The following is a 16648-nucleotide window of genomic DNA, read 5'->3' on the forward strand; positions in this document are numbered from 1 at the left end:
GTGCCGCTCAGAAGGGTAGCGGGCGTTCGGCCTCATCCCCACCGAAGGTGCCGATCTCGCGCAGCGCGTGCATCTTGTCGCGGCCACGCTCTATCGACGCCAGGGCCCGGGTGAGGAACTGCTCGAAGTTGGCGAGCGCGGTGTCGACGTAGTCGTCGACCTCCTCACGCAGGCGCTGCGCCTCGGCGCGGGCCTCGGCGATGATCCGGGCGCCCTCGTGCTCGGCCGACACGGTGATCTCGTTCACCGACACGAGGCGGGCGTGTTCTGCCTCACCCTCGCTGATGATCCGGTCCGCCTCGCGCTTGCCGGCGTCCATGATCTTGTCCCGCTCCTCCAGGAGGGCGGCGGCCCGGCGCAGGTCGGCGGGGAGTTCGGCGCGCATCTCGTCCAGGGCCGCGATCATCTCGCCCCTGTCGACCATGCAGTTGTTGCGCGACATCGGGACGGAGCGGGCCTGCTCCACCATGGCGATCAGTTCGTCGATGCGATCGAGCGGGTCCACCGGTACCTCACTCCTGTCGTTCGTCGGCCGACCTCCATGATGCGGGCTACGGCCGGTCCCCCGCTTGACCAATCATGTCGTGCCCACCCCACACGTGCCCCATCCACCCCAACCCGGCGCGTCGCGCCGTCATCGCGCTGAGCGATGAGAGCACCCCCCAACCCCGCCGATCTTGCACTTTCTGCGTCGACAAATGCCGCAGCTGAGCACATTCCACCGACCGAAACTGCAAGATCGCGGGGGCGTGGGGTGGGTCAGGGGTGAGGGTGGGGGGTCAGGCGGGCCTGGAGGGCTTCGCGGACCGGGTCGGGGACGTGCGCGGAGATGTCGCCGCCCCACTTCGCCACGTCCTTGATCAGGCTGGACGAGATGAACGAGTAGAGCGGGTTGGTCGGCATGAACAACGTCTCGACACCGGCCAGACCGATGTTCATCTGGGCCATCTGCAACTCGTAGTCGAAGTCGCTGACCGCCCGCAGACCCTTGATCAGCACGCTTGCCTGCTGCGCCCGACAGAAGTCGACGAGCAGCCCGCGGAACGACTCGACCCGCACGTTGCCGTACGAGGCGGTCACGTCGCGGAGCATCTCGATCCGCTCCTCGACGGTGAACAGGCCGCTCTTCGACTGGTTCATCAGCACGCCGACGATCACCTCGTCGAACAGCCGGCTGGCCCGACCGATGATGTCGAGGTGTCCGTTGGTGACCGGGTCGAAGGAGCCGGGACACACCGCACGTCTCATGATCGGCGACCGTACCAAAGAGTGGTCTCGCCGTAACGGCGACTGCGCTCCGGGGTGATCCCCTCCACCCAGTCGAACTCCCTGGTCCGCCGGGAACGCTCCACCACCACCAGCGCGTCGGGCGCCAGCCAACCCTCCTCGACAAGCGTGGTCAGCAGCGCGGTGATCTCCGCCTCCGGCACCGCGTACGGCGGGTCGGCGAAGACCACGTCGTACGGGCCGCCGTCCGGTCCGGCGGCCAGCACCGTCGCGACCCTGCCGGTGACCAGCCGGACGGCCGAGCCGGCCCGCAGGGTCGTCACGTTCTCCCGGATCACCCGGGCCGCCCGGGGGTCGGACTCGACGAGCAGCACGTGCCCGGCGCCCCGGGACAGCGCCTCCAGACCGACCGCGCCGGAGCCCGCGTACAGGTCGGCGAAGCGCGCGCCGTCGAGGTCGACCTCGGACTCGACGGCGCTGAACAGCGCCTCCCGGACCCGGTCGGAGGTGGGTCGGGTGCCGGCGCCGGGCGGCGCGGCGATCCGCCGGCCGCCGAGCGTCCCGGCCACGATCCGGGTCACGGTCTCCTCCTGCTCATGACCTCGACGCTACGCGACCCCCGGGAGCGGGCGTTCGACACGGTCGGTACCGCCAGGAGGACGACATGATCACTTCTCGTATATCAATGATCTCAAGTTCATAACATCCGTCTTAACAAATCCTGAGCGCTGTAACACACGCGGCGATCTCGCTAGGGTCTGCCGGGTGTCGGCGGCAACCCACCGGCCCACGGCTCGGGAGGGCGCCTCTCCATCGACGTGCAGTGACCGTCCACTGTCGCTCCCGTGCCACCCCCCTGACGCTTCAGCACTCCAGGAGTACCCGTGATCCGTCCCAAGCTGTCGCTCCGGCGACCGCTGGCCATCCTGGGAGCCGCCCTCATCGGCCTCACCGGGGTCGTCGCGGTGGCCACCCCAGCCAGCGCCCACCACACCACGATCACCGCCAAGGCCGACTGTGACCGGCTCACCGGCGAGCGCGTGATCACGTGGAAGGTGGTGAACAGCGAGGTCAACAAGGGCGCGACGCTCCGCAAGGTGACCGCCGAGCCGAACACCCCCGTGACCGTGGCAGTGGAGGGCGCGAAGACGACCCCGCTGCAGGGCTGGGTCATCCCCGAGGGCTCCTTCGTCGAGGCCACCCAGCGCGTCCCCGGCAACACCGCGAGCGCCAAGCTGACGGTGGACGGCAGGTGGTACAAGGAGGGTCAGAAGACCGAGAAGAACACCAACGACGGCAGCATCAACCTCGCCGCCGACAGGTCCTGCACGCCGGCCCCGAAGTGCGTCGAGGTCGACAAGGCCAAGTACAGCCACACCTTCGACGGTCCGAAGGGCACCGCCACCGTCAAGCTCGACGGTGACCTGCCGCTCTGCGGCGAGGGCAAGCAGTGGTTCACGCTCGTCTCCTACTTCGCGCCCCGGCCGCAGTTCGCCACCCCGCAGTACGTCTACGGCACGCCGGACAGCGACTTCGTCAGCAGCAGCCAGACCGAGATCACGCTGAACGTGGAGATCCCGGACTGCCACACCCAGGTCGACCTCATCTGGGGCGGCAAGGACCAGGTCATCGACGAGATCGTCGACGGCGGCAAGCGCTACGACAACAAGAAGCTCGGCTCCCCGGGCGCCCCGGGCAACCGGTCCAAGGGCCCGCAGGGCTGGTACAACGGCGGCAGCAAGAGCTGCACCACCCCGGCCTCGACCTTCGCGTCCAACTGCGACGGTTCCGTCGCCGTCTCGCTGAGCAACGACGGCAAGATCAGCAAGTACGCGGTCGAGTTCGAGGTCAAGGGCGAGAACGGCTTCACCAAGAAGGTCTCCGTCGCGCCAGGTAAGGCCGACACGAGCATCGTGGTGCCCGCCGCCGACGCCGGCAAGATCGAGGTGCTGGTCAACGGCAAGGTCATCGAGAACGGCACGTACTCGTGGGAGCGCCCCGAGGACTGCCCGCTGCCGGCCGTCACCACCAAGGCCGACTGCAAGGAGTTCGCCCTCACCGTGACCAACCCCGAGGGTGGTATGCCGGTCAAGGCGACGTTCACCTACGGCGACAAGACCGAGACCCGTACGGTCGCGGCCGGCGCGTCGGAGACGGTGACCTTCAAGGCCGGCAAGTCCGAGACGGCCCTGGTCACCCTGCCCGAGCTTGACCTCGAGCTGCAGGCGGCCTACGCGCCGGAGGGCAACTGCGGCGGCTCGGGCGGCGGCGGCGAGGAGCCGGGCCTTCCGGTCACCGGTGCGGCGGCGGGCGGCATCGCCGCCGGCGCGATCGCGCTGCTGATCGCGGGCGCGGTGCTCTTCGTCATCGCCCGTCGGCGTCGGGTGACCTTCACCGCCTGACCTGACCTGCGCTGAAGCCCGAGGGCGCGTCGACCATCCCGGTCGGCGCGCCCTCGGTCGTCGTGGTCCCGGTGTCCGCACGGACGCGCCTGCCTCCGGTCAGGTGAGGGCGACGGCGTCAGCCCTTTTCCAGGTACTCCGCGCGGTCCTCGTCGACCAGGGCCGCGACGGACGCGGCGAGGGCCGGGTTGCGGGTCAGCTCCGGGTCGTCCTCGATCAGGGTGATCGCCTCGGCGCGGGCGTCGCGGATCAGGTCCGCGTCGCGTTTGAGGGACAGCAGGCGCAGGTGCGAGCGGTGCCCGGACTGGGTGGCGCCCAGCACGTCACCCTCGCGGCGTTGCTCCAGATCCAGCTCGGCGAGCTTGAAACCGTCGCCTGTGGACGCCACCGCGTCCAGGCGTTCCCGCGCCGACGAGCCCTCGGCTGCCTCGCTGACCAGCAGGCACAGCCCGGCGGCGGAGCCCCGGCCGACCCGGCCGCGCAGCTGGTGCAGCTGGGAGACACCGAACCGGTCGGCGTCCAGCACGATCATCACGGTGGCGTTCGGCACGTCCACGCCGACCTCGATCACGGTGGTCGCGACCAGCACGTCCAGGTCGCCGGCGGCGAAGGACCGCATCACCGCGTCCTTCTCGTCGGCGGGCAGCCGGCCGTGCAGCACCCCGATCCGCAGCCCGTGCAGCGGCCCCTCGGCCAGCAGCGGGGCCACCTCGGTCACGGCCAGCGGTGGACGGCGGCCGTTGTCGTCCTCGGGTGGCGGTTCCTCGTCCGATACCGGTCCGTCACCGATCCGCGGGCAGACGACGTACGCCTGGTGCCCGGCCGCCACCTCCTCGCGCAGCCGGCGCCACGCCCGGTCCAGAAAGGCAGGCTTCTCCGCGGCCGGCACCACGTGCGAGGCGATCGGCGAACGGCCCCGGGGCAGTTGGGAGAGGGTGGAGACCTCCAGGTCGCCGTAGACGGTCATCGCCACCGTGCGCGGGATCGGGGTGGCCGTCATCACAAGCGTGTGCGGCGGCTGGTCCGCCTTGGCCCGCAGCGCGTCGCGTTGCTCCACACCGAAGCGGTGCTGCTCGTCGACCACCACGAGGCCGAGGTCGGCGAAGTCGACACCCTCGTACAGCAGGGCGTGGGTGCCGAGCACGATGCCGGCCGCGCCGCTGGCCACCTCGGCGAGCGCCCGGCGGCGGGCCGCCGCGCCAAGTGAGCCGGTGACCAGCTCGACCCTCGTGGCGTGCTCGGCGGAATCCAGCTCACCGGCACGCCCGAGCGGCCCGAGCAGGTCGAGCATCCCCCGGTGGTGCTGCGCGGCGAGCACCTCGGTGGGCGCCAGCAGCGCCGCCTGCCCGCCCGCGTCGACCACCTGGAGCATCGCCCGCAGCGCCACCACCGTCTTGCCCGAGCCCACCTCGCCCTGCAACAGGCGGTGCATCGGGTGCGGCGTGGCCAGGTCCTCGGCGATCTCCACGCCCACGTCGCGCTGCCCGGCGGTCAGCTCGTACGGCAGTCGGGCGTCGAACGCGTCCAGCAGCCCGCCGGGGCGCGGCGGGCGGGGCCGGGCCGGCCAGTCGGCGGCCCGGTGCTTGCGCTGCACCAGGGTCAGCTGGACGGCGAACGCCTCGTCCCACTTGAGCCGCCGCCGCGCCCGGTAGAGGGCCTCCTTGGTGGACGGTCGGTGGATCTCCCGAAGCGCGGCGCCCAGGTCGACCAGGTTACGACCGGCGCGTACGGACGCCGGTAGCGGATCCTCCGGCGGGGTGAACGTGTCCAGGACGACGCGTACGCAGCGGGCGATCACCCAGGTCGGCACGGCCGCCGCGGCCGGGTACACGGGGATCAGCGCGCCCGCGAACTCCTCGATCTCGTCGTTGACCGCCGCCTCGCCCTCGCCGCCCTCGCCGAGCAGGACGTACTCCGGGCCGTTGAGCTGGCGTTTGCCCCGGAACTCGGTGACCTTGCCGGCGAACAGACCCCACCGGCCCGGACGCAGCTCGCGTTCGCGCCAGGCCTGGTTGCCGAAGAACGTCAGCGTGAGCACACCTCCGGAGCCGTCGCCGACTGTCACCTCCAGCAGGTTGCCCCGGCGCTGCCGCATCGGCCGTACGGCGGTGCGCTGCACCTGGGCCAGCACGGTGACCTGCTCGCCCACGTCCAGGGAGCGGATGTCGGTGTGCTCGCCGCGCTCGTCGTACCGGCGCGGGAAGTGGTAGACCAGGTCACCCGCGGTGTGCAGGTCGAGGGCGGAGGCCAGCGCCTTGGCCGTCTTGTCCCCGACGAGCTTCTTCAGCGGCGTGTCCACGGTGGCCGGCTCGCTCATTCGACCCCCACCAGCAGTGGATAGAACGGTTGACCGCCCGGGTACGCGTGCACCTCGACGAACGGCCAGCGCCGCGCGACGTGCGCGCGGACGGCGTCGGTGAGCCCGGCCGGGGCGTCCACCCCGGCCAGGAGGGTGACCAGCTCCCCACCGCCGCCGAGCATCCGGTCGACGACGGCGGCGCAGATGTCGGTGAGGTCGGCGCCGATGAGGTGCACCTCCCCCTCGACGAGCGCCAGCACGTCGCCGGGCTGGCACGGGCCGGCGACGGTAAGCGCCTCCCGGCTGGCGTGGCAGACCTCGGCGTAGCGGCAGGCGCCGGCGGCCTCGGCCATCGCGATCACGTCGTCCTCGAAGCGGCGAGTGCCGTCGCGGACCGCGAGGGCGGCCAGGGCCTGCACCGGTGAGCGGGTCGGCACCACGCTCACCTTGATGCCGTACCGGTGTGCCTCGCGGGCCGCCGCACTCGCCACCGCCTCCGTGTTGGGATCGTTGGGCAGCACCACCACCCGGGCGGCGTTGGTGCTGCGCACCGCGTCCAGCAGCTCGCCCGTCGACGGGTTGCCCGGCACCACTGTGGCGCCCTCCGCGGCGAACAGCTCGGCGATCCCGATGCCGGTGGCGACCACCACCGCCGCCCGGCTGGCCGTGGCCGGGCCTGGCGACTCCCGCTGGTCGGCGAAGCGGGTCACCGAGATCCGGTACGGACGGCCGGCGGCGACACCCGCCTCGACCGCCGCGCCCACGTCGTTGACGTGCACGTGCACGTTCCAGGTGCCCACCGGCTCCCGCCCGTCACCGACGACCACCAGGGAGTCGCCAAGCGCGTCAAGCGTCAGGCGCATCTCGTCGACCGCCTCGGCCGTGGCGTCGAGCAGGAACTGGACCTCGTAGGCGTACTCCTCGGAACCTGTCTCGCGGGCGACTGTGGCCGCCGGGCGGGCGGTGCGTGGGGTCGGCGCCACCGGTGCCGTGCCCTCCCCGGACAGCACCTCGACCAGGGCGTCGAGCAGCACGCAGAGTCCTCTGCCGCCGGCGTCGACCACGCCGGCGCGGGCCAGGGCCGGCAACTGCTGCGGCGTACGCGCCAGCGCCTCGGCCGCCGCCCGCGCCGCGGCGCGGGCCACCCGGCACAGGTCGTCGGTGTCCGCGCGCTCGGCCGCGTCGGCGGCGGCGGCGACCACCGTGAGCAGGGTACCCTCCACCGGGCGGCCGACCGCGCCGTACGCGGCGGTGGTCGCGGACCGCAGCGCGACTGCCAGCTCCCGACCGCGCACCACGGGCACGGCGGCGACGCCGTCGGCGAAGCCGCGCAGGATCTGCGACAGGATCACCCCGGAGTTGCCCCGTGCCCCGAGCAGGGCGCCCTGCGCCATCAGCCGCGACGCGTGCCCGTGCGCGGTCGACCCGCTGTCGGGCAGCGTGTCCAGATCCATCGCGAGAGCCTGCTGGGCCGACGTGAGGGTGAGCACCAGGTTGGTGCCCGTGTCGCCGTCGGGCACCGGATAGACGTTGAGCTGGTCGATCTCGCTCTGGTGGCGTTTCAGCGCGGCCAACCCACCCACACACCAGCGGCGGACCGCTGCGGCGTCGAGGGTGTCCAGCACGGCCAGAAGCCTACTGGCGCTGACTGACACCCGTCGGACTCGTCCGGCGTGTCCGCTGGACCGGGGCGGTTGGCCGGGTCGGCGGGTCATCGGGTAACCTGACCAGGTTGCCCGGGCAGCACCTGCCGGCGACCCCGTGAACGTATCAATCCCAGGAGTATCCCGTGGCTAGCGTGTGCGACGTCTGTGGCAAGGGACCGGGCTTCGGCCACAACGTGTCCCACTCGCACCGGCGGACCAACCGCCGCTGGAACCCGAACATCCAGTCGGTGCGTACCCCGGCCGGTGGCGGCAACACCAAGAAGTTGCAGGTCTGCACCTCGTGCATCAAGGCCGGCAAGGTCACCCGCGCCTGACGCGCGGCACCACCCTCTTCGATACGGCTCAGCCGGCGGACCGCTGCGGTCCGCCGGCTTTTGTCGTGCGCGCCGACGGGCGCTTCCCTGTCCGGTCCGCGCCCGGCCGTCCGTTTCCTCGGGCAGGTCAGAGGGTGCGGCCGAAGGAGACGCAGCCCTCGGCGTCCTTGTAGAAGCCGAAGTTCGGGATGCGCTCGTAGCCGGCGGCCGTGTACATGGCGATCGCCTCGGGCTGCTTGTCGCCGCACTCCAGGACCATCCGCTTGCGGCCCTGCTCACGCGCCGACCGTTCGACCGCCGCGAGGACGCTGCGGGCGACGCCGCGCCCCCGGGCCGCCGGGGCGGTGTACATCCGCTTCAGCTCCGCGGTGTCCGCGCCGTGGCTGCGCCAGCCACCGCAACCGACAGGTTCGCCGGCCAGGTAGGCCACGAGGAAGGCGCCGTCCGGCGGCTCGAACTCGGTGGCGGCCACCGGGGTGTCGTCGCCGGTGCCGCCGTAGCGGACACCGAGGTCGGCCAGCGCGTCACGGATCAACTGCTGCGCCACAGGTGCGTCGAACCGCACCAGCCGGATCTCGATCTCACTCACGGTGTCCAGGGTACGGCGGCCACCGGGCCTCACCGGAAGTGGTCCCAGCCGGTCGGGCCGTCGTAGGGCCCCCCGTCGACTGTCACGCCGGCACCCTCCGTCACCACGCCTATCGGCCGCCACTCCGGCGGCAACGCCACCGCCGGGGGGAAGGTCGCGGCCAGCGCGTGGTCGTCGCCACCGGCCAGGATCCAGGTGTACGGGTCGACGCCGAGGGCCTGCGCCGCGTCGGCCATCTGCCGGGGCACCTCGAACGCGTCCCGGCGCACGTCGATCGCCACCCGGCTGGCCGTCGACACGTGCCCGAGGTCGGCGAGCAGGCCGTCCGACACGTCGATCATCGAGGTGGCGCCCAGCCGGGCGGCCTGCGGCCCCGCCTGGTACGGCACCAGTGGCCGCCGGTACGCCTCGACCAGCAGCCGGGGCGTCCGGAAACCGCGGGTGAGCACGGTCAGCCCGGCGGCCGCGTACCCGGTGCGCCCGGCCAGGGCGAGCACGTCCCCCGGGCGGGCGCCCGAGCGCACCACGGGCGCGCGGCCGTCGAGGTCGCCGAGCGCGGTCACCGCGACGGTCAGGGTGGGGCTGGCCGACATGTCCCCGCCGACGACGCTCGCGCCGACCGTGCCCGCCTCCGCCGCGAGCCCGTCGGCCAGCTCCTCCGCCCAGCCCGTGGGCAGGTCCGCAGGCATGCAGAGGGCGACGAGCAGGGCGGTCGGGGTGGCGCCCATCGCCGCGATGTCGGCCAGGTTCGCCGCCGCCGCGCGGTGTCCGACGTCACGCCCCGACGACCAGTCGCGCCGGAAGTGCCGTCCGTCGACGAGCACATCCGTGGAGGCCACCACCCGGGCGTCCGGCGCGGCCACCACGGCCGCGTCGTCCCCCGGGCCGAGCAGGGTCGTCGGCCCGACCGGCAGCCGGGCGGTGATCCGCCCGATCAACCCGAACTCGCCGATACCGGCCACGCTGGCGCCGCCGCCGACGTTCCGTCCGTTCTGCCCGGCACCGCCGCGCTCGCTCACCGCTGCTCCTTGACCACCGATAGGGATCCGACCTGCTCCGTAAGGTAGTTTCACCCTTCGGGCCGCCCCGCGGCGGCGACGGACGGAGGTCGAGTCGTGGTACAGGCGTACATCCTCATCCAGACCGAGGTCGGCCGGGCACGTGACGTGGCCGGTCTCATCGCGGACCTTGCCGGCGTGGTACGCGTCGACGCCGTCACCGGGCCGTACGACGTGGTCGTCCTCACCGAGGCCAACACCGTCGACGAGCTCGGCAAACTCATCGTCAGCAAGGTGCAGATGGTGCCCGGCATCACCCGCACCCTCACGTGTTCGGTGGTGCGGTTGTAAGTGGACGAGATGACTACCTCCTCCGCTGCTCTGGATGACGACGAGACGCGCGGCACGGCCGGCGGGACGCCCGAGCCGGCTGACGGTATCCGCGAGTCCGCCGAGCCGGGCGCCGACGCGCCGAGCGGCCGGGACCGGACGATCCGTGGAGCCGCGCTGGTCGCCACATTGATCGCGTTGCCTGTCACCCTGCTGGTTGCCCTGCTGGCCTTCTCGAAGCTCTCGCCTGACACTCCGGCCGCCGCGCCGAGCCCGTCGGCGACAAGCGTGCGGGCGCAGTCCACCGCACCCGTGGAGATGGCCGCCCCGGCGCTGGCCGACCGCCCGGCCACGGTCTGCCGCGCGCTGGTCTCCCAGCTGCCGCAGACCATCCGCGACCTGGCCCAGCGTCCGGTCACCGCCGGCCCGGAGCAGAACGCGGCGTACGGCGACCCGGCCCTCACCGTCGCCTGCGGCGGCCCCGCGCCCACCGTTCCGGCCACCGACGAGGTCTGGCGGGTGAACTCGGTCTGCTGGCACCCGGTCGAACAGGCCGACGCGACGGTGCTCACCGCTGTCGACCGGGAGACACCTGTCACCCTGCGCATTCCGCACTCGTACGAGCAGCCGTTGCAGTGGGCGGCACCGATCTCCAACACCATCGTGGCGACGGTGCCCTCGGGTGGCGCCGCCCCCGCCGGCTGCCGGGGCTGACCCGACAGGCGCCCTCTCGGCGCGGGCGGGCACGCGGTCTCAGTGCAGGCCGACGCCGCGCCGCTGGGCGGTACGGATCAGGCGGTTGACCAGCTTTGGGTACTCCAGGCCGGCGGCCGCCCACATCCGCGGGAACATCGACGTCGGGGTGAACCCGGGCATCGTGTTGATCTCGTTGAGGTAGATGTCCAGCTCGGGGGTGACGAAGAAGTCGGCCCGCGCCAGGCCGGCGCAGTCCAGTGCGGTGAACGCGCGGACCGCGTACTCCTGCACCTGGCGGGTCACCTTCTCCGGCAGCCCGGCCGGGATGTCGTACTCGCAGGAGTCGTCGAGGTACTTCGCCTCGAAGTCGTAGAAGTCGTGGTCGGAGACGACCCGCACCTCGGCCAGGACGGACGCCTCGGGAGCGCCGCCGGCCTCGCCCTCCAGCACGCCGCACTCGACCTCGCGGCCGACGATCGCCGCCTCGATGATGACCTTCGGGTCGATCTGTCGCGCGGTGGCGACCGCCGCGTCGAGCTGCGCCCAGTCGGTGACCCGGGTGATGCCGAACGACGAGCCGGCCCGCGACGGCTTCACGAAGACCGGCAGGCCGAGCCGGTCCTTGTCCTGTTCGCTGAGCGTCATCCCGTTGCGCAGCACCGCGTACGGGCCGACCGGGATGCCCTCGACGGCGCAGAGCTTCTTGGTGAACTCCTTGTCCATGGCGGCCGCGGAGGCGAACACGTTGGCGCCCACGTAGGGGATGCCTGCCATCTCCAGCATTCCCTGGATCGTGCCGTCCTCGCCGTACGCGCCGTGCAGCACGGGGAAGACCACGTCCACGTCGGCGAGCACCCGGGGACCCTCGGTCGGGTCGAGCACCATCAGCCCGTTGCCGGTGGGGTCGGCGCGCAGCACGATGTCGTCGCCGGAGTCGGCGGTGATCTCCGGCAGTTGCCGGGCGTTGATCGCGAGCTGGGCGGGATCGCCGCTGGTCAGCACCCACTGGCCGGCCCGGGTGATGCCCACCGGCACCACCTCGAACTCGTCGGGGTCCAGGGCGCCCAACACACTGCCGGCACTGACACAGGAGATGCCGTGCTCCGGGCTGCGGCCGCCGAAGACGATCGCCACGCGGGTCTTGCCTGGGGTGGTCACTCCGGTCACCTCTTCGTACGCGACTGCGGCTGGTCGTGCTCGCCGGTGGCGTTCACCCGGTTGACCTTACTGTGCGTGGCGGTAGGGCGAGGCGATACCCGGGGAGCCACAGCGGTACGCGGCAATCGGTCAACAGAGGTTATACGGTGCGTGACGGGAGGAAGGCTGCCACATCGATCGGCGGCGCGAGTCCGCTCAGTCGCGGGAGTGCCGGCGGCCGACCGCGATCACCTTGACCCGCTGCCGGCCGGCCCGGACCATGCCCAGCGCCATGAAGGCCCCGGCGATCCGGTCGGCGGCCTCCCGGCTGTTGGCGCCGACCACCTGCCGACGCCGCTCGGGGGCGACCCGCTCGTTGCGCTCGATGCCCTCGACGGGACGCACGTCGGTGAGCACCACCAGGAAGCGGGTCATCGCCGGCCACCCGGATGCAGGGCGGGGGGCTGCGGACCGTCACGCACGTCGTCTCCTTCCGGCGGGGCGGGATGGCTGCGGCACGCGGCGATCGGGCACGGGGGAGAAACCCGATCGCCGCGCGCCCCATCCCCTCCGGTCGCTCACCACCACCGTCGCCACGACAACCGGCGGTGAGGACGCGATGACAGATTGACACGTGGACAGCCGTGAATGCAACTCTCATCGACGTTCTCTCATGCAGACGTTCCCACAAATGTGTGCGACCATCGATGCATGGCCCCGAAGACCGCCCGCGCCCGCCGACTCGGCATCGCCCTGCGCCACCACCGGGAAGCCGCCGGCCTGACGCTGGAGACCGCAGCGGACGAGATCAACAGCACCCGCAGCACCCTGTCCCGCTACGAGAACGCCCAGACACTGATCACGCCTGCCACCGTGCGCGCCCTGCTGACCTCGTACGGGGTGAGCGCCGAGGAGGTGGCCTCGGCGGTGCAGCTCGCCAAGGACGCCCGCAAGCCGGGCTGGTGGGTGTCGTACTCGTACCTGCTGGACCCCCGCACCATCGACTTCATCGCGCTGGAGGCCGAGGCGACTGCCATCGCCAACTTCGAGCCCTCGGTGGTGCCCGGCCTGCTGCAGACCGCCGACTACATCCGCGGCGTGATGCGCGGTGGTCCCCACACCCTCGGCGACGACCTCGTCGAGCAACGGGTCAAGGTCCGCCTCGACCGTCAGCAGCGCCTCACCGGCGACGACCCGCCGATCCTCGACGCGGTCATCGACGAGGGCGCGCTGCTCCGGCCGGTCGGCGACCAGTCGGTGATGGACGGTCAGCTCCGCCACCTCGTCAAGATGGCCGAGCTGCCCAACATCACCGTCCAGGTGATCCCGCTCTCCGCCGGCTACCACCGCGGCACCCGGGGTTCGCTGCACATCCTGGAGTTCGCCGATCCGGAGGACCCGATCATCGCCTCGGTGGAGACCGTCGCCGGGCAGATGATCCTCGACCGGGCTGGCGAGACGCGTACCTGCACCAAGATCATGGAGCATCTGCGCAGCGTGGCGCTCAGCCCGGCGGACAGCCGGGCGATGCTCCTGGAAGCCCTGAAGGGACGGTAGGACCGATGACACCGACGATCACCGCGGCGTTGGCCGTGGCGGCGTGGCGCAAGAGCAGCCGCAGCGGCGACCAGGGCGCCTGCGTGGAAGTGGCCGCGATCCCGCGGCTGGTGGCCGTCCGCGACTCCAAGGACCCGGCCGGTCCGGCCCTGCTGTTCCCGCCGGCCGCCTGGGCCGCCTTCACCCAGGCTCCACCCCGTAGCTGACCGGCCGTCGACGCGGCCGGCCAGGTCCCTGCAGGTCGCTCACCGGCGTGGCCGGCCAGGCCCCGGCGGGTCGTTCGCCGATCCGTCGGGGCGCACGGCCTGCCGGGTTCAGGCCACCAGCGGACGGGACTCCGGCACGGTACGCAGCGCCTCCAGGGCGGCGATCGCCACTCCCCGGGCACCTGCCATGTCCCGCTCCGGCACCAGGGCGAAGGTCGCCACGGCCGCCTGCTCCTCCCGGAGCACGGTGTGCTCGCGGACCGTCGCCAGGAACCAGTCGCGGAACTCCGGCGCCGCCTCCACCACCCCGCCACCCACGAAGTACGCGTGCGGGTCGGTGAAGTTGGCCGCCACGGTGAACAGCCTGCCCAACGCCATCGCCTGCTGGGTGAACAGCTCCCGGGCCAGCACGTCGCCCCGCTCGCCGTACCCACGGACCAGCTTCGCCGCCCGAGCCACCGGTTCGGCGGCCAGCGGGTGGTCGGGGTGGCGGGTCAGCCAGTACGGCAGCAGGTTGCGCTCGATGCCTGTCAACGAGGCGACGCTCTCCACGTCGCCGGTGAAGCCGCAGGCGCAGGTGGGGTCCGACTGGCCGGGACCGAGCAGCCCGTTCAGCGGGATGTGCACGTGACCCAGCTCCCCGGCCATCCCGGCCGCGCCGGCGATCACCCGTCCGCTCTCGACCACCCCGCCGCCCAGGCCGGTGCCGACGATCGCGGCGACCGACGATCGGTTCATCGCCTCGGCGCCGAAGAACACGTGGTGGGCGTAGAGCGCCGCCGCGTTGCCGTCGTTGTGGTAGATCACCGGCAGGCCGAGCCGCCGCTCCACCGCGCCCCGCACGTCGAAGCCCCGCCAGGCCGACTGGGAGAAGTTGGTCGAGCCCCGCGAGGAGATGACGCCTGCGGCGCTGGCCGGGCCCGGCGTGTCCAGTCCGACAGCCCGGACCAGCTCGCGGGGCACCCCGGTGTGCGCCAACGCGCCGTCCAGCGCCCGGGCCAACGCCTCGATCGCCGCCTCCGGCCCGGCGCGCACCTCGCTGGGGATCTCCAGCAGGCCGTCCACCAGGAACCGGCCGTCCACCGTCAGCACTGTGGCGTTGTTGCTGGTGCCGCCGTTGTCCAGCCCGACGACCACCGGCACCCCTGCGCTGCCCACCGAAACCGCCTCCCGCCGTCATGAGTGTGAGCCGAGGCTAGTGCCAAGCCCTCTCCCCCGCCACGCCCGCCGTCCCCGCGATCGTGCACCTGCTGTCGCGACACGAGGCGTATCGCACCCATTTCGACAACCGAAACCGCAAGATCGCGGGGGTGAGGGGTCAGGGGCGGCGGGCGGTCAGGGCCGTGGCGTCCAGGTCGTCGTCGTGGCGGACGCTCGGCAGCAGCCCGGCGGCGGCGAACGCCTCGCCGAGCGCGTCCACCTGGGTGACACCGACCTCCACCACCAGGTGGCCGCCGGGGGCCAGCCAGTCGACCGCCTCGGCGCCCACCCGGCGCAGCACCGAGAGCCCGTCCGGGCCACCGTCGAGCGCCACCGGCGCCTCGTGCAGCCGCGCCTCCGGCGGCATCAGCGCCACCGCGTCGGTAGGGACGTACGGTGCGTTGGCGACCACCAGGTCGAGTCGCCCCCGCCAGTGCGGCGGCAGCGGCGCGAACAGGTCACCCTCGAACACCTCGGCGGCCAACCCGGCGAGGTTGCGGCGGGCGCACGCCACGGCCGCCGGGTCGATGTCGGCGGCGGCCAGCCAACGCGGCGCGAGCCGGTGCGCCAGCGCGACGGTGGTGGCCCCGGACCCGCAGCACAGGTCGACGACGGCCGGCGCCGGGCCGGTCAGCGCCGCCGCCGCCTCGACCAGCAGAGCGGTCCGGCCGCGCGGCACGAAGACACCCGCGTCGACGGCGATCCGCAGGCCGCAGAACTCCGCCCAGCCGAGCAGGTACTCCAGCGGTTCGCCGGCCACCCGACGCTCGGTCAGGGCAGCCACCGTCGCCGGATCGGCGGCGGCGGCCAGCAGCAGGTCCGCCTCGTCCTCGGCGTAGACGCAGCCGGCGGCGCGCAGCCGGTCCACGAGGGCGGACCTCTCGACGGGGACGGACTCCACTCAGGCCTCTCCTGCGGCGTCCAGCGCGGCGGCGATGTCGGCCAACAGGTCCGACGTGTCCTCCACGCCGCAGGAGAGCCGGACGAAGCCCGGCGACGTGTCGTCACCCCACTGCGCCCGGCGGTCCGCTGTCGTGTGCAGGCCGCCGAAGGAGGTGGCAGCCGCCACCAGCCGGGCGGCCTCGACGAACCGGCTCACGCGGTCGGCGTCGCCCAGGTCGAACGAGAGCACCCCGGGCATCCGGCGCATCTGCGCCGAGGCCACCGCGTACGCGGGGTCGTCGGGTCGGCCCGGCCAGCGCAGACCCGTCACGTCCGCGCGGGCGGCGAGCAGGTCGGCGACCGCGGCGGCGTTGGCGCTCTGCCGGGCCAGCCGCAGGTCGAGGGTGGCCAGCGACCTGTGCGCCAGCCAGGCGTCGAACGCGCCGGGCACCGAACCGGTGGTGGTACGCCAGAGCGTCACCGCCTCGACCAGCTCGGTGTTCCGGCTGGCCAGGTAGCCGAGCAGCAGGTCGGAGTGCCCGGTGAGCGCCTTGGTGCCGGAGGCGACCACCAGGTCGGCGCCGAAATCCAGTGGACGCTGCCCGAGCGGGGTGGCAGTGGTGTTGTCCACGGCGAGCAGCGCGCCGGCGGCGTGCGCCCGCTCGGCCAGGACCGCCACGTCGACCACGTCCAGACCCGGGTTGGCGGGGGTCTCCACAAGCACCAGCCGGACGCCGTCGAGGGACGGGTACGGCCCGGCGGTCGGTACGAAGACCACCCGGACGCCTGTCGTCTCCAGCACGTCGGTGGCGAACGACCGGACCGGGAAGTAGCCGTCGCTGGGCAGCAGCACCGTGTCACCCGGGCGCAGCAGGGCGAGCAGCATGCCGGTGATGGCCGCCTGACCGCTGGCGAAGACCCGGCACTCGCCACCCTCCAGCTCGCCCACGGCCGCCTCCAGGAGGCGTCGGGTCGGGTTGTCGGGGCGGCCGTAGCCGTTCGGCGAGGCGGCGGGGCCCTGCCACGGGTCGAGGTGGTACGGCGCGGCGAGGACCGGCCCCGGCAGGAACGGGTCCCCCGGCGCCGGCTCGGGCAGTCCGGCGCGTACGCAGCGGGTGCCGTCTCCCAGATCAGTCATCGGATC

Annotated in this window: 18 protein-coding genes; 6 read left to right on the forward strand and 12 right to left on the reverse strand. The window is 72.6% G+C overall.

The window, feature by feature from the left end; translation table 11 throughout:
- Positions 1-7: 7 nt before the first annotated feature.
- From AB0N27_RS11315 to rsmD, 3 genes are all read right to left on the reverse strand, one after another.
- On the reverse strand, positions 8-505 hold the full coding sequence (locus tag AB0N27_RS11315) for a hypothetical protein (protein WP_354818719.1): 498 nt from the start codon (positions 503-505) through the stop codon (positions 8-10).
- A gap of 254 nt (positions 506-759) precedes the next feature.
- On the reverse strand, positions 760-1248 hold the full coding sequence (gene coaD / locus AB0N27_RS11320; protein ID WP_364366911.1) for a pantetheine-phosphate adenylyltransferase: 489 nt from the start codon (positions 1246-1248) through the stop codon (positions 760-762).
- Positions 1245-1808, reverse strand: coding sequence for a 16S rRNA (guanine(966)-N(2))-methyltransferase RsmD (gene rsmD, locus AB0N27_RS11325; protein ID WP_364366914.1), 564 nt, complete (start codon positions 1806-1808; stop codon positions 1245-1247). The genes coaD and rsmD overlap by 4 nt, the downstream gene beginning before the upstream one ends.
- 303 nt (positions 1809-2111) lie before the next feature.
- On the opposite strand from rsmD, the gene AB0N27_RS11330 reads away from it, so the two are divergent.
- Positions 2112-3629: a cell wall anchor protein gene (locus tag AB0N27_RS11330; RefSeq protein WP_364366917.1), complete on the forward strand. Its 1518-nt coding sequence runs from the start codon at positions 2112-2114 to the stop codon at positions 3627-3629.
- Positions 3630-3747: 118 nt separating this feature from the next.
- Here the strand turns inward: AB0N27_RS11330 and recG are convergent, their stop codons facing one another.
- Together recG and AB0N27_RS11340 are read right to left on the reverse strand one after the other, a co-directional pair.
- Positions 3748-5946: an ATP-dependent DNA helicase RecG gene (gene recG / locus AB0N27_RS11335; protein WP_364366920.1), complete on the reverse strand. Its 2199-nt coding sequence runs from the start codon at positions 5944-5946 to the stop codon at positions 3748-3750.
- Positions 5943-7553: a DAK2 domain-containing protein gene (locus tag AB0N27_RS11340; protein WP_364366922.1), complete on the reverse strand. Its 1611-nt coding sequence runs from the start codon at positions 7551-7553 to the stop codon at positions 5943-5945. The genes recG and AB0N27_RS11340 overlap by 4 nt, the downstream gene beginning before the upstream one ends.
- Positions 7554-7717: 164 nt before the next feature.
- Here AB0N27_RS11340 and rpmB point away from each other — a divergent pair, with 164 nt between their 5' ends.
- Entirely contained in the window at positions 7718-7909 is a 192-nt protein-coding gene (rpmB, locus tag AB0N27_RS11345) for a 50S ribosomal protein L28 (protein ID WP_007456456.1), read from the forward strand.
- Positions 7910-8036: 127 nt separating this feature from the next.
- On the opposite strand, the gene AB0N27_RS11350 is transcribed toward rpmB, so the two are convergent.
- Together AB0N27_RS11350 and AB0N27_RS11355 are read right to left on the reverse strand one after the other, a co-directional pair.
- The gene (locus AB0N27_RS11350; RefSeq protein ID WP_364366926.1) at positions 8037-8498 is read right to left on the reverse strand and encodes a GNAT family N-acetyltransferase; all 462 of its coding nucleotides are present in this window, start codon (positions 8496-8498) and stop codon (positions 8037-8039) included.
- A 29-nt stretch (positions 8499-8527) separates the two neighbouring features.
- Entirely contained in the window at positions 8528-9517 is a 990-nt protein-coding gene (locus tag AB0N27_RS11355) for a thiamine-phosphate kinase (protein WP_364366929.1), read from the reverse strand.
- Between the two features lie 96 nt (positions 9518-9613).
- Between AB0N27_RS11355 and AB0N27_RS11360 the strand changes: the two genes are divergently transcribed.
- A complete protein-coding gene (locus AB0N27_RS11360; RefSeq protein WP_013284547.1) occupies positions 9614-9847 on the forward strand; it encodes an Lrp/AsnC ligand binding domain-containing protein in 234 nt (77 codons plus the stop codon).
- A complete protein-coding gene (locus tag AB0N27_RS11365; protein ID WP_364366933.1) occupies positions 9848-10540 on the forward strand; it encodes a DUF3515 family protein in 693 nt (230 codons plus the stop codon).
- 39 nt (positions 10541-10579) lie between these two features.
- On the opposite strand, the gene AB0N27_RS11370 is transcribed toward AB0N27_RS11365, so the two are convergent.
- Together AB0N27_RS11370 and AB0N27_RS11375 are read right to left on the reverse strand one after the other, a co-directional pair.
- Entirely contained in the window at positions 10580-11680 is a 1101-nt protein-coding gene (locus AB0N27_RS11370; protein WP_364366936.1) for a D-alanine--D-alanine ligase family protein, read from the reverse strand.
- A gap of 195 nt (positions 11681-11875) precedes the next feature.
- Positions 11876-12094, reverse strand: coding sequence for a hypothetical protein (locus tag AB0N27_RS11375; protein ID WP_088991877.1), 219 nt, complete (start codon positions 12092-12094; stop codon positions 11876-11878).
- Between the two features lie 276 nt (positions 12095-12370).
- Here AB0N27_RS11375 and AB0N27_RS11380 point away from each other — a divergent pair, with 276 nt between their 5' ends.
- Together AB0N27_RS11380 and AB0N27_RS11385 are read left to right on the forward strand one after the other, a co-directional pair.
- On the forward strand, positions 12371-13216 hold the full coding sequence (locus AB0N27_RS11380) for a helix-turn-helix transcriptional regulator (protein ID WP_364366940.1): 846 nt from the start codon (positions 12371-12373) through the stop codon (positions 13214-13216).
- A gap of 5 nt (positions 13217-13221) precedes the next feature.
- Entirely contained in the window at positions 13222-13422 is a 201-nt protein-coding gene (locus tag AB0N27_RS11385) for a DUF397 domain-containing protein (RefSeq protein WP_354818686.1), read from the forward strand.
- Positions 13423-13530: 108 nt separating this feature from the next.
- Here AB0N27_RS11385 and AB0N27_RS11390 read toward each other — a convergent pair whose 3' ends face one another.
- From AB0N27_RS11390 to AB0N27_RS11400, 3 genes are all read right to left on the reverse strand, one after another.
- Positions 13531-14580 (reverse strand): ROK family protein, encoded by a 1050-nt coding sequence (locus tag AB0N27_RS11390; RefSeq protein ID WP_364366944.1) that lies wholly within the window; start codon positions 14578-14580, stop codon positions 13531-13533.
- A 160-nt stretch (positions 14581-14740) separates the two neighbouring features.
- Positions 14741-15523: a putative protein N(5)-glutamine methyltransferase gene (locus AB0N27_RS11395; RefSeq protein ID WP_364366947.1), complete on the reverse strand. Its 783-nt coding sequence runs from the start codon at positions 15521-15523 to the stop codon at positions 14741-14743.
- Complete coding sequence (locus tag AB0N27_RS11400; protein WP_364366950.1) at positions 15524-16642, reverse strand: cystathionine gamma-lyase; 1119 nt, start codon at positions 16640-16642, stop codon at positions 15524-15526. It abuts the gene before it with no gap.
- Positions 16643-16648 lie beyond the last annotated feature (6 nt).

It is taken from the genome of Micromonospora sp. NPDC093244 (assembly GCF_040683695.1).
Lineage (GTDB): Bacteria > Actinomycetota > Actinomycetes > Mycobacteriales > Micromonosporaceae > Micromonospora.